This is a genomic window from Amaricoccus sp. B4 (assembly GCF_043226085.1).
GTDB lineage: Bacteria > Pseudomonadota > Alphaproteobacteria > Rhodobacterales > Rhodobacteraceae > Amaricoccus.
Map to the genome: position 1 here is coordinate 1,892,758 of NZ_CP171225.1, position 12,574 is coordinate 1,905,331.

Genomic DNA, 12,574 nt, shown 5'->3' on the forward strand with positions numbered 1-12,574 from the left:
CCCGGCCGGGGCGCAGGCCCGGAGGCTCAGAGGATGAAGTGATCGTCCGACAGCGAGGCGTGCCCCGAGACCGAGACCTCGAACTCCGCCCGGCCATCGCCGTCGGTGTCGGCCTGCAACAGCCCGTTGCGGAGGCGCAGCTCGCCTGCATGGCCCGAGAATCCGTCGCGGCCGATGAAATCGAAGCTCTGATCGCCCCTCTGCGTCACGTCGGCGTCGATCGCCGAGAGGTTGATCACGTCGCGCGCCTTGTCGAAGCTCTGGATCACGTCACGGTTGCGGCCGACGGCGCTCTCGTTTGCGCTCCGGAAAACGAAGGTGTCGGCGCCGGCGCCGCCATCCATCGTGTCCCGCCCGGTACCGCCGTCGAGGATGTCGTTGCCGCCACCCCCTTTCAGCCGGTCGTGGCCGCTGCCGCCGCGCAGGACGTCCCCGCCGTTCTGGCCCGAGAGAACGTCACTGCCCGCCCCGCCCAGCAGCCGGTTGGCCGCATTGTTGCCGACCAGGGTATTGTCGCCATCATTGCCGCTGCCGTCGATTGGCCGCTTGCCGGTGAGCACCAGCGCCTCGACATTCTGCGCCAGGGTGTGGTCGACCGAGCTCCGCACCGTGTCCCGGCCGCCCCTCGCCGTCTCGACCACCCGGTCGCGGGCATTGTCGACATAGAAGAGATCGTTGCCGCTGCCGCCCACCATCTGATCGGCGCCGGGGCCGCCGTCCAGCCGGTCGCTGCCGGTGCCGCCGTTCAGCGTGTCGTTGCCCACCCCACCTCTCAGTGTGTCGTTGCCACCCTGCCCGAAGATCGCATCCGCAAGCGCGGTGCCCGTGAGCCGGTCATTGCGGCCCGTGCCATGGATCGTGCTGTCCTGGATGAACGCGGTCGCCGTGGCGCCATCCGTGCCCCTCGCGATCAGGCTGCCGATCGAGGAGGGCACGATGCGCAGACGGAAGGTCTCGGTGTCCTCGAGCTTGCCGTCCATGTTGATCGCGACCCGGACACTCGTCTCGGTCTGACCCGGCTCGAAGACGAGCGCCCCCGATGTCGCCTGGTAGTCCCCGTTGCGCCCGGCCTTCGCCGTGCCGTCGAGCGTCTCGTAGCGGAGCCGGATGCGGCTGTCGGCCGCCTCGGAGAGGCTCACGTTGAAGACGGCGAAGGTCTGCCCCGAGACATTGCTCTCCTCCACCACCGGCGACGAGATCGCCAGCGCCCGCGTCGTCCCGAGATTGTCCTTGTCAAAGATCCATCCCGTGGCCGAAAGGCGAGTGCCATCGCCCGCAAGCACCGCGTTCCTGGCATCGAAGACCTCAAGGGTCATGTACTCGTCGATTTCATCTGTTTCGTAGTCAAAGGTCCGCACGCTGACCGTCCTGGACGTCTCCCCGGGAGCGAAGCTGACCGTGCCGGTGCTCGGATAATAGTCGAGAGGATAATCGTCACCTGCGGTGCCATCGACCGTACGGTAAGCCACAGTGACGGTTTCCCTCGAGGCCTTGGACAGCGTGAGGGTGAAGGGCAGATAGGCATCCCCCTCCTGCGCCTTGGCGCCCTCGAGCGTGATCGTGGGCAAACGCCCGCTGCTGTCATCCTCCAGGATCACCGCCTTGCCGACCGCGCCCTCGGCGCCGCTGCCGAAACCGCTTCCGGGCGGGTCGAGCGCGAGGAAGAAATCCTCGCTGCCCTCGATCAGACGGTCGCCCTTGACCGCGACGGTCACCACCGCCTCGGTCTGTCCGGCGGCAAAGGTCAACGTGCCGGAGGTGGGGACGTAGTCCCTTTTCGCCTGAGCCGAGCCGTCCACCGTCTTGTAGTCGAAGCTCAGATCCGTCGCGGCGGCTTCCGACAGGCTGATCCGGAATGCCGCGAGCTTCGTGCCCGCATTCCCCTCGACGACCTCGGCATCGGAGACCTGCAGCGCCCGCGTCGTTCCGACGTAGTCGTCGTCGCGGATCCAGTTGGTCGCGCTCAGTGTGGGCGCTCCGCCGCTCAGGACACCGTTGGTCGGATTGTAGAGATCCAGGAAAACGCTCTCATCGGACTCGTTCAGCCGATCATTGTAGGCTCGCACCGCCACCGTCCGGGAGGTCTCGCCCGGAGCGAAGGAAAGCGTGCCGCTGACCGCATAGTAGTCAGCGCCCTCCAGCGCAGACCCGCTGCGGCTCCTGTAGACGACCGTGACGGTCTCGCGATAGGCTTCCGCGAGCGTGACGGTGTAGTAGAGGTAATCGCCGTTCTCGTAAGCCGGTGTGCTGTCGATACTGATCGACGGCAGGCGGCCCGGGGCATCGTCGTCGAGGATCGTGGCCTTGCCCACCGTTCCCGTGCTGCCGGGCGCGACACCTGAGGGTATGTCGAGCACGAGGAAGAAATCCTCGGCCCCCTCATGCTGCCGGTCGCCCAGCACGTTCACCTGCACCGCCGCCTCTGTCTGGCCCGCCAGAAACGTCAGGCTGCCCTCTGTCTTCTGGTAGTCCTTGCCCGCCCGCGCGAGCCCGTCCTTCGTGGTGTAGGAAATCGTGGTGTCGGACGTGAAGGCTTCCGAGAGGCTCACGGTGAACTCGGCAGTGCGGGTGCCACCGCCCTCCACGACCTGCGCATCGCTGACCGAGATCGCCCGCGTCGTTCCCGGATTCTCGTCGTCGAGGATCCAGCTGGTCGCGCGCGCCCGCGGCATGTCGCCCGCGAATTTCGCCTCCGTCGGGTTGAAGAGCTCGACAACGACCGACTCGTCCGCCTCGCTTTCCCGGTTGTTGTACGCGCGGACGCTGATGAGCTTCGAGGTCTCGCCAGGCGCGAAGATAAGCGTGCCCGAGGTGTGGTAGTAATCGGGACCGGCCCAAGCCGAACCGGGGAGACTGCGGTAGCCGACAGTAACCGTTTCCGTGTGCGGCTCCGAGAGCGTCACGGTGTAGTTCAGATAGGTGTTGCTGATCTCGGAGGTATTCTGGCTTTCGATCGAGAGCGTCGGCAAGCCGCTCGCGCTGTCGTCATCGATGATGCGCGCTTCGCCCACCGTGCCCGTGGCGCCGCTTCCGACGCCGGAGGGCGGCGTCACGTCGAGAAAGAAGGTCTCGCTCGTCTCGACGGCGCGGTCCCCGAGCACACGCACCGAAACCTCCACCTCCGTCTCGCCGGCGGGAAGCCTCACCGTGCCGCTTTTCGCGACGAAATCTTCGCCCGCCGTGGCCGTGCCCGCGACGGTCCGGTAGCTCAGCGTGACATCGGTGGTATAGGCTTCCGAGACGCCGATGGTGAAAACCGCATCCCGCCCGCCCGAATCGCCCTCGCGGATGAGCGGGTTTCCGACGAACATGGCCCGCGTCACACCCGCATTGTCGTCGTCGAGGATCCAGCCGGTGGTGCGCAAGGTGGCCATTCCCGCCGGAAGATCGCCATTGGTCGGATCGAAGAGCTCGAGGACCACCGCCTCGTCGGTCTCCGCCAGCCGGTCGGAATAGCTTCGCACGGAAACCGTCTGGAGTGTCTCGCCGGGATTGAAGGTGATGGTGCCGGAGCTGCCGTAATAGTCGAATCCCGCCCCCGAGAGCCCGGTGCCCGGCAGCAGCCGATAGCCCACCGTCACCGGCTCGGTCGATTCCGACGACAGCGAGATGGTGTATTCCAGATAGTCGGAGCTGCCCTCGACCGTCGAGATGCTCGTTACGCTGATGTCCGGCATGTTTCTTCCCCCGTTGTCCGCCGCCGCCCGCCCGCGGCGGAGACGTGAGTGGCCCTTTCAAGCAACGGAGAGGCCGGGAACGGACTGAGCTTACGAGGCGCAACCCCGGCCTCGTCGAGGCCGCCAAGGGAAAACAGAACATGAAAATCGATGCGGCCGCCTCTTGCAGCGCCAGAATCCGGTCAGGCTCCCCTGATGCTCAAATCACATGAGCGAAATCATGCCGATGACACGCCATCGGTCAACCTTTTATTAACTTTTTCGCGAGCGGGCGCCGGCAGCCTCCCCGGCGCGCCCCCAAGCTCAGAAGAGCAGCGGCAGCACCAGGAAGACGAGCGCGGTCAGGGCGCCGTTGAGCCCCATGGCGATGCCTGCATAGGTGCCGGCCTCCTCGCTCACCTGAAACGCCCGCGCCGTGCCGATACCATGGCTCGCCACCCCGACGGCGAACCCCCGCGCGGCATAGTCGCGGATCCGCATCGCGTTCATGAGCGGCGTCACCACCACCGCGCCGAAGATGCCGGTGAACATCACCAGCACCGCGGCGAGCGGCGGGATGCCTCCGATCGTGTCGGTCAGCGCCATGGCGATGGGGGCCGTCACCGATTTCGTCGCGAGCGAGGCGAGGATCGGCGCCGGAGCGCCCAGCGCCCAGGCGACCCCCACCGCCGAGACGATCGCGGTGAGGCAGCCCGCGACGAGGGCGATGCACATCGGCAGCAGGTTGCGCTTCACCGCCATCCGGTTGCGCCAGAGCGGCACCGCGAGCGAGACGGTGGCGGGGCCGAGCAGGAAATGCACGAACTGCGCCCCTTCGAAATAGGTGCTGTAGGGGGTGCCGGTGACCAGAAGCACCCCGACCAGCAGCACCACGGCGACGACCACCGCGTTCGCCAGCGGATGCCGCCCGCAACGCGCCGAGAACGCATCGCCGATCAGATAGGCGACCAGCGTCGCCGTGAGCCAGAAGAGTGGCGTTTCGGAGAGATAGACCCAGACCCCGGTGATATTGCCCGCCGCCCCGCTCATTGCGCCCGCCTCCGCTCCTGAAGCCGCGCCACCCCGCGGAAGGTCCAGACCGTCACCGTGAGCGTGACGAGCGTCGAGATCACCACCGCGACGCTGATCGCGAACCAGTTGGCGGCGATGAGCCCCGCTTGCTGGATCACGCCGACCGAGGCCGGCACGAAGAGAAGCGAGAGATTGCGCAGGATCGTGTCGGTCACCGCATCGAGCCCCGGCCCGGTGCGGCCGCGCTGAAGCAGGATGATGAAGAGAAACCCCATGCCGAGCACGGGGCCGGGAAAGGTGAGCCCGGTCAGCCGCACGGCCACCTCGCCGGCCAGCTGGCAGAGAAAGAGGAGGCTGAGCGCCTGAATCATGTCCTGATGAACCTCGTGTGGGAAACCGGCCCCAGAGTGCCCCCGCGCGCGCAGCGAGGCAATGGGCCGTGGAAGACCCGCGGGATACGCCCGCAGGCCCGCCGGCCGCAAGCCCCTCTCCCGCGCTATGCCGCGCCCTGCCCGGCCCTGTGCGCGAGGTGGAGGCGGCGGAGAAAGGCCAGCACGAAGATCGCCGTCAGGATCAGGATGATCGTCGGCGCCGGCGCGCTCCCGATGAAGAAGCTCGCATAGGTGCCGCCGAGCATCGCCGCGAGATTGACCGCGACCGCCACGGCAAGCATCCGCCCGAAACTCCGCACCAGCAGGAAGGCGATGGCGCCGGGCGAGATCAGCAGCCCCACCGCAAGGATCAGCCCCGTGGCCGAGAGTGTCGCGACGATCGTCATCGAAAGCAGCGTCAGCAGCCCGTAGTGAAGCAGCGCCACCGGCAGCCCCGAGACCCGCGCCTGCGCCGGATCGAAGGCATGGAGCAGCAGATCCTTCCAGCGCAGCACGAGCAGCAGCGAGACCACGAGCGAGATCGCGCCCGCCGTGCGCAGATCCTCCGGCCCCACGCCAAGCAGGTTTCCGAACAGGATGTGGTCGAGATGCGCGCCGGATTCGATCGAGGTGTAGAGGATGATGCCGATCCCGAACATGCCGGAGAAGACGACGCCCATCACCGTATCCTGCTTCACCCGGCTGTTGCTCGCGAGAAACCCGGTGAGCAGCGCGCAGATCATGCCGGCGCCGAACGCGCCGAGGATGAGCGGCACCCCGGTGATATAGGCCAGCACGATCCCCGGCAGCACCGCATGGCTGATCGCATCGCCCATCAGCGCCCAGCCCTTCAGCACCAGGAAGCAGGAGAGCAGCGCGGTCGGCACCGCGACGATGGCGCAGATCCAGAAGGCATTCAGCATGAAGGGAAACTGGAAGGGAAGCAGCAGGCCCTCGCTCATGGCGCCGCCTCCTCCGCCCCGGCCGCCGCCGCCGCATCGGCCTCGCGCAGGCCACGCGCGGCCTTGCGGCGCGCGGCGAGAATCCCGTGCTTCGGGGCGAGGATGAAGGCCGTGAGGAAGATCGCGGTCTGCAGCGTCACGATCACGCCCCCGGTCGCACCGTCGAGAAAATAGCTCGCCCAGGCGCCGAAGAACCCGGTCAGTGCCCCGATCGCGACCGAAAGTGCGATGAGCCGCGGAAACCGGTCGCAGAGCAGATAGGCGGTCGCCCCCGGCGTCACCACCATGGCGATGACGAGAAACGCCCCCACCGTCTGCATCGCCGCCACCACGGAGGCCGAGAGCAGCACGAAGAACACCGCCTTGAGCAGACCCGGGCGCAAGCCGATCGAACGGGCATGGGTTTCGTCGAAGAAGGTCACCATCAGGTCCTTCCACTTCGCGAGCAGGATCGCGAGCGAGACGAAACCGATGATCGCGAGCTGTGCCGTATCCGCCGGCGTGATCGCGAGGATGTTGCCCATGGTGATGGTCTGGACGCTCACCGACACCGGGTTGATCGAGATGAGGAAGAGCCCGAGGCCGAAGAAGGCGGTGAAGATGAGGCCGATGATGACATCGACCTTGAGCCCCGAGCGGTCGCTGAGAAAGAGCATCGCCCCCGCGGCCAGGCCGCCCGCGATGAACGCCCCGAGCGCGAAGGGAAGGCCCAGCATGTAGGCCCCCGCGACGCCCGGCACCACCGAATGCGAGAGCGCATCACCGATGAGCGACCAGCCCTTGAGCATGAGATAGGCCGAGAGAAAGGCGCAGACCCCGCCGACCAGCGCCGAGACCCACATGGCATTCGTCATGTAGCCATAGGAGAAGGGCTCGAGGAGATGGGCCATCATGGCTTGGCGCGCTCCTGGCGCTGGGTCTCCTCGCCGTATTGCACGAAAGGTCGCTCGTCATCGGTGAGGATGCTGAGCTTGCGCGGGTCGTCGTCGTCGTGGAGATCGGCGCCCCCGAGCGTCAGGCTGCGCAGCACGCCGCCGAAGGCGCGGGTGAGGTTCGCGGCGGTGAAGGTGGTCTCGGTCGGGCCATAGGCCAGCACGGTGCCCTTCACCAGCACGGTCCGGTCGCAGAATTCCGGCACCGAGCCGAGGTTGTGGGTCGAGACCAGCATCACCCGCCCCTCGTCGCGCAACGCGCGCAGAAGCTCGATGATCTGCGCCTCGGTCTTCACATCGACGCCGGTGAACGGCTCGTCGAGCAGGATCACCCGCCCCTCCTGGGCAAGCGCGCGGGCGAGAAATACCCGCTTGCGCTGCCCGCCCGAGAGCTCGCCGATCTGCCGGCGGCGGAAATCCTGCATGTTGACCCGCTGCAGCGCCGCGTCGACCGCGGCATGGTCGGCCGCCCGCGGACGCCGCAGGAAGCCCATGTGGCCGTAGCGGCCCATCATCACCACATCCTCGACCAGCACCGGAAAGGCCCAGTCGACCTCCTCGGCCTGCGGCACATAGGCGACGAGATTCTCCCGGAGCGCCTGGCGGACCGGGCGGCCGAGCAGCTGGATCTCGCCGCGCGCGGCCGGCACGAACCCCATGATGGCCTTGAAGAGCGTCGATTTCCCGGCGCCGTTCACGCCCACCAGCGCCGTGATCGTGCCCTTCGGGATCTCGAAGCTCGCATCCGTCAGCGCGGTATGGCCGTTGCGGTAGGTGACGGTCAGGTGCCGGGCGCGGATGCCGCCGCCGGGATCATTGGCGGCTGGCGCGTCCGGACGGGGATCTGTCATGGCGGGCACGGGCGGGTTTCCTCTTCGGGCGGGGCTCACTCCGTTCCGCCGGTCAGGCCGTCGGCGATGGTCTGCGAGGTGACGCGGAGCAGATCGAGATAGGTCGGCACCGGGCCGTCGGGGTCCGAGAGGCTGTCGACATAGAGCACGCCGCCGTATGCCGCGCCGGTCTCGCGCGCGACCTGCTGCGCGGGTGCGGTGTTGACCGTGCTCTCGCAGAAGACCACCGGGATGTCGTTCTCCCGCACCCCGTCGATCACCGCGCGGACCTGCTGCGGCGTTCCGACCTGATCGGCGTTCATCGGCCAGAGATAGAGCTCGCGCAAGCCGAAATCGCGGGCGAGATAGCTGAAGGCGCCCTCGCAGGTCACCAGCCAGCGCTTTTCCTCCGGCACTTCGGCGATGGCCGCGCGCATCGGCTCGATGGCCGCGCGCAGCTCCGCCTTGTAGGCCTCGGCATTGGCCGCATAGGTCGCGGCATTCGCCGGATCGTATTCCGAGAAGGCCGCGGCGATGTTGTCGACATAGACGAGCGCGGTCTCGAGCCCCATCCAGGCATGCGGGTTGGGCTTGCCGGCGTAGGAGCCCTGCGCGATCGGCAGCGGCTCGATCCCCTCCGAGAGCGTGACCGAGGGAATGTCGCCGAGATTGACGAGGAACTGCTCGAACCAGAGCTCGAGGTTGAGCCCGTTCCAGAGGATGAGATCGGCATCCGCCGCCCCCACGATGTCGCGCGGCGTCGGCTCGTAGCCGTGGATTTCCGCGCCCGGCCGGGTGATCGAGACCACGTCGGCGGCGTCCCCCGCCACGTTCTGCGCCATGTCGGCCAGCACGGTGAAGGAGGTGACCGCCTTCAGCCGGTCCGCGTCGGCGGAGGCGGCATGGGCGAAAAGCATCGTCAATGTCGTCGTCGCGAGAAGCCGGACGGGCAGGCGTGTCATCGGATCATCCTTGTTCCTGACTGGCGTTGTGCCACAAGCCACATCATTTTGCGAACGATTCGCAATTGTCAACTGTGTTGCGATTCATTCGCAACTAACGGGCGGGGAAGCGCCTTGACCCCGGCGCGGTGCGCGCCTAATCGGCGGCAACAAACGGGAGTGTGCCTTGACCCTCTATCACGCCGTCACCGCGGTCACCGGCCGCGCCACCGCAGAGGCGCTGTTCGACGCGCTCGACGAGATGTATCCGGCCCCGAAGGCCTCGGGCACCCATGACCGCGACGACGGCAGCGGGATATGGGAGGTGAGCGCCTATTTCGAGGGCGCGCCCGACGAGGCGATGCTCGCCCTCCTCGCCGCCGCCAACGGCGCCCCCGCCTTCAGCGTCGCGCCGGTCGGCACGAAGGACTGGATGGCCCAGGTCCGCGCCGGGCTCTCCCCGGTGCGCGCCGGCCGCTTCGTCGTCTACGGCAGCCATGATCGCGACACGATCCCCTCGAACCTGATCGGGCTCGAGATCGAGGCGGCTCTCGCCTTCGGCACCGGCCATCACGCCACCACCCAGGGCTGCCTTCTCGCGCTCGACGGGCTGGTGCGGCAGAGGATCGCGCCGCGCCGGATCGCCGATATCGGCGGCGGCACGGGCGTGCTGGCGATGGCGGCGGCGCGGGTCTTCCCGGCGGCGCGGATCATCGCCTCCGACATCGATGCGCTCGCAACGATAACGGCGACAGCGAATGTGCGGGCAAACGACCTGACCGGGCGGATCCGCTGCGTCACGGCGCCGGGCTTCCGGCATCCTGCGCTGCGCGAGAACGCACCCTACGACCTGATTCTCTCGAACATCCTCGCCGGTCCGCTCAAGCGGCTTGCACCGGACATGCGCTCGCATCTGGCGCCGGGCGGAATTCTGGTCTTGTCGGGGATCTTGACCCGGCAGGCGATCTCGGTCGAGAGGGTCTACCGGGGCTGGGGTTTCGCGCGGCAGCAGCTCGTGCGCCGCGGCGAATGGTCGGTACTCGTGCTGAGAAAGCCGGCGCGCTGACGCGGCGGCTTATGCATGATGCCGCGCCAGACGGGCGGCGATCGCATCGATATCGCCACGCTTGAGGCCGACATCGGCCAGCTGGGCATCGCTCAGGGACTCGAGACACGCACGCGTGTGGCGGGCGGCGATCCAGGCCCGAACCACAGCAAGGCCCCGGTCGAACAGGTCGATCACCTGATAGGTGGTGATGGCGCCCATCGGCACGGAACGGTTACTCTGCAACGCAAACATTTTCTGCACTCACGTCTAAGTAGAATCGGGGTGCGTGATGCACCCCGTAGCGCGATGCAGATAAGCCTCTTGCCTATCCCGAGCAAGCTGTGTGGCAGCATGGCTGTCATGCAATGGGCGCAAGGGAGTTAGCATTTTGTTCACGCGGCCCGTGTTGGACTTGGCGGCATCCGAGCCCCCGTGGTATGGCATCGTCGAGCAGCAAGAAGGACGGCAGCAAATGCGCGTCATCGGGATCGATCCGGGTTTGCGCCGGACGGGTTGGGGAATCGTGGATGTCGCGGGCGGTTCGCTCACCCATGTGGCCAATGGCGTCTGCGCCTCGGAGGGCGAGGATCTCGCCACGCGCCTCCTGAGCCTCCACACCCAGCTCACCGCCGTCTTTCACGCCCATGCCCCGGAAACCGCCGCCGTCGAGCAGACCTTCGTCAACAAGGACGCCGCCGGCACCCTCAAGCTCGGCCAGGCCCGCGCCATCGCCCTGCTCGTGCCGGCCCAGGCCGGGCTCCCGGTGGCGGAATATGCGCCCAATGCGGTGAAGAAGGTGGTGGTCGGCGTCGGCCATGCCGAAAAGTCCCAGGTCGAGCACATGGTGAAGCTCCAGCTCGGTCCGGTGAAGCTCGCCGGCCCCGATGCCTCCGACGCGCTGGCCATCGCCCTCTGCCATGCCCATCACGCCCAGTTCCAGGGCCGGCTCGCCGCCGCGATCGCGGGGGCACGGGCATGATCGGCAAGATCGCGGGCCGCCTCGACTACCGCAGCACCGACCATGTGCTGATCGACACCGGTGGCGTCGGCTATATCGTCTACTGCTCCGAGCGCACGCTCGCCGCCATGCCCGCCCCCGGCGAGGCCGTGGCGCTCTTCACCGAGCTTCTGGTGCGCGAGGACCTGCTCCAGCTCTTCGGCTTCCGGACGCTGGCCGAACGCGAATGGCACCGGCTGCTCACCTCCGTGCAGGGCGTCGGCGCGAAGGGCGCCCTGGCGATCCTCGGCATCCTCGGCGCCGAAGGCGTCGGCCGCGCGCTCTCGCTCGGCGATGCCGCCGCGATCCGCGCCGCACCCGGCATCGGGCCGAAGCTCGCCCAGCGCATCGTGCTCGAGCTGCAATCGAAGGCGCCGCAGGTGATGGCGATGGGCGCGGCCGGCTCCGCCCCCGCCTTCTCCGCCGCGGCCCCCCGGCGCGCCGCCCCCGACCCCGTCGCCCTCATCGACGAGGAAGACGCCCCGCTGCCGGAACATCCCGTCCCCGCCGCCGGGCTCGATGCGGCCGCCCAGGCCGATGCGCTTTCGGCGCTGGTCAATCTCGGCTACGGCCAGGGCGAGGCCGCCGCGGCGATCGCGGAGGCCGCCGAGATGCCAACGATCGACGATGCCACCGGGCTGATCCGCGCCGCACTCCGCCTCCTCGCGCCGAAGGGATGAGCCGATGAGCGAGCCCGATCCGACCCTCCGCCCGGAGCCCCTGCCCGAGGATGCCGACCGCGCGCTGCGGCCGCAAAGCCTCGACGAGTTCATCGGCCAGAAGGCCGCGCGCGCCAATCTCCAGGTCTTCATCGAAAGCGCCCGGCGCCGCGGCCGCGCGATGGACCACACGCTCTTCTACGGGCCCCCCGGCCTCGGCAAGACCACGCTCGCCCAGATCATGGCCCGCGAACTCGGGGTGAACTTCCGCATGACCTCCGGCCCGGTACTGGCGCGCGCCGGCGATCTTGCCGCGATCCTCACCAATCTCGACGCGCGGGACGTGCTCTTCATCGACGAGATCCACCGCCTCAACCCGGCGGTCGAGGAAATCCTCTATCCGGCGCTCGAGGATTTCCAGCTCGACCTCGTGATCGGCGAGGGCCCTGCGGCCCGCACCGTCCGCATCGAGCTCCAGCCCTTCACGCTGGTGGGCGCAACGACCCGTCTCGGGCTTCTCACCACGCCGCTCCGCGACCGCTTCGGCATTCCCGTCCGGCTCGAGTTCTACGACGAGGCCGAGCTCGTCGAGATCGTCACCCGCGCCGCGCGCCTCCAGCAGGCCGACGCAACCCCCGAAGGCGCCCGCGAGATCGCCCGCCGCGCCCGCGGCACACCCCGGATCGCCGGCCGCCTGCTGCGCCGGGTGGTCGATTTCGCCATCGTCGAGGGCAACGGCAAGGTCGACCGCGCCATCGCCGACGCCGCGCTCAACCGCCTCGGCGTGGACGATCTCGGCCTCGACGGCGCCGACCGGCGCTACATCCGCCACCTCGCCGAGCACTACGGCGGCGGGCCGGTGGGGGTCGAGACGATCTGCGCCGCGCTCTCGGAAGCCCGCGACGCGGTCGAGGAAGTCATCGAGCCCTTCCTGCTGCAGGAGGGCCTCATCCAGCGCACGCCGCGCGGCCGCATGCTCGCCGCCCGCGCCTGGCAGCACCTCGGCCTCGAGCCCCCCCGCGCCCAGTCCCGTCAGGACGATCTCTTCGAATAGCCGCGACGGTCCGACACCCCCAGCGCCCGACAGCGCCCCTCCTCCCGGAAACCCGGCGGCACGAACGGTGCCATCACGCCCCGCGGCCGGGC

Annotated in this window: 12 protein-coding genes; 4 read left to right on the top strand and 8 right to left on the bottom strand. The window is 68.3% G+C overall.

Annotation, left to right across the window (positions count from 1 at the left end; all coding sequences use genetic code 11):
* Positions 1-26: 26 nt before the first annotated feature.
* The 7 genes from ACF66B_RS09105 to ACF66B_RS09135 form a co-directional block, all read right to left on the bottom strand.
* Positions 27-3,677, bottom strand: a complete 3,651-nt coding sequence (locus ACF66B_RS09105) for a Calx-beta domain-containing protein (protein WP_111431407.1) — start codon at positions 3,675-3,677, stop codon at positions 27-29.
* Positions 3,678-3,980: 303 nt separating this feature from the next.
* Positions 3,981-4,706, bottom strand: coding sequence for an LrgB family protein (locus ACF66B_RS09110; protein WP_111431408.1), 726 nt, complete (start codon positions 4,704-4,706; stop codon positions 3,981-3,983).
* Positions 4,703-5,059: a CidA/LrgA family protein gene (locus ACF66B_RS09115; protein ID WP_111431409.1), complete on the bottom strand. Its 357-nt coding sequence runs from the start codon at positions 5,057-5,059 to the stop codon at positions 4,703-4,705. The genes ACF66B_RS09110 and ACF66B_RS09115 overlap by 4 nt, the downstream gene beginning before the upstream one ends.
* Positions 5,060-5,184: 125 nt before the next feature.
* Positions 5,185-6,021: a metal ABC transporter permease gene (locus tag ACF66B_RS09120; RefSeq protein ID WP_111431410.1), complete on the bottom strand. Its 837-nt coding sequence runs from the start codon at positions 6,019-6,021 to the stop codon at positions 5,185-5,187.
* Positions 6,018-6,911, bottom strand: coding sequence for a metal ABC transporter permease (locus tag ACF66B_RS09125; RefSeq protein WP_111431411.1), 894 nt, complete (start codon positions 6,909-6,911; stop codon positions 6,018-6,020). Before ACF66B_RS09125 ends, ACF66B_RS09120 begins: the two co-directional genes overlap by 4 nt.
* The gene (locus tag ACF66B_RS09130) at positions 6,911-7,804 is read right to left on the bottom strand and encodes a manganese/iron ABC transporter ATP-binding protein (protein ID WP_111431412.1); all 894 of its coding nucleotides are present in this window, start codon (positions 7,802-7,804) and stop codon (positions 6,911-6,913) included. Before ACF66B_RS09130 ends, ACF66B_RS09125 begins: the two co-directional genes overlap by 1 nt.
* Positions 7,805-7,839: 35 nt before the next feature.
* Complete coding sequence (locus ACF66B_RS09135; RefSeq protein ID WP_111431413.1) at positions 7,840-8,745, bottom strand: metal ABC transporter substrate-binding protein; 906 nt, start codon at positions 8,743-8,745, stop codon at positions 7,840-7,842.
* A gap of 166 nt (positions 8,746-8,911) precedes the next feature.
* Here ACF66B_RS09135 and ACF66B_RS09140 point away from each other — a divergent pair, with 166 nt between their 5' ends.
* Positions 8,912-9,790 (top strand): 50S ribosomal protein L11 methyltransferase, encoded by an 879-nt coding sequence (locus ACF66B_RS09140; protein ID WP_111431414.1) that lies wholly within the window; start codon positions 8,912-8,914, stop codon positions 9,788-9,790.
* A gap of 9 nt (positions 9,791-9,799) precedes the next feature.
* Here the strand turns inward: ACF66B_RS09140 and ACF66B_RS09145 are convergent, their stop codons facing one another.
* Positions 9,800-10,015, bottom strand: a complete 216-nt coding sequence (locus tag ACF66B_RS09145; RefSeq protein ID WP_392664750.1) for a DUF1127 domain-containing protein — start codon at positions 10,013-10,015, stop codon at positions 9,800-9,802.
* A 229-nt stretch (positions 10,016-10,244) separates the two neighbouring features.
* Between ACF66B_RS09145 and ruvC the strand changes: the two genes are divergently transcribed.
* From ruvC to ruvB, 3 genes are read left to right on the top strand one after another with little or no spacing between them, the layout of a single operon-like run.
* Positions 10,245-10,751: a crossover junction endodeoxyribonuclease RuvC gene (ruvC, locus tag ACF66B_RS09150; protein ID WP_111431416.1), complete on the top strand. Its 507-nt coding sequence runs from the start codon at positions 10,245-10,247 to the stop codon at positions 10,749-10,751.
* Positions 10,748-11,449 carry a Holliday junction branch migration protein RuvA gene (gene ruvA / locus ACF66B_RS09155; RefSeq protein WP_111431417.1) on the top strand — a complete coding sequence of 234 codons (702 nt, stop codon included), beginning with the start codon at positions 10,748-10,750 and terminating at the stop codon, positions 11,447-11,449. Before ruvC ends, ruvA begins: the two co-directional genes overlap by 4 nt.
* A gap of 4 nt (positions 11,450-11,453) precedes the next feature.
* Entirely contained in the window at positions 11,454-12,482 is a 1,029-nt protein-coding gene (gene ruvB / locus ACF66B_RS09160; protein ID WP_111431418.1) for a Holliday junction branch migration DNA helicase RuvB, read from the top strand.
* Positions 12,483-12,574: the final 92 nt, after the last annotated feature.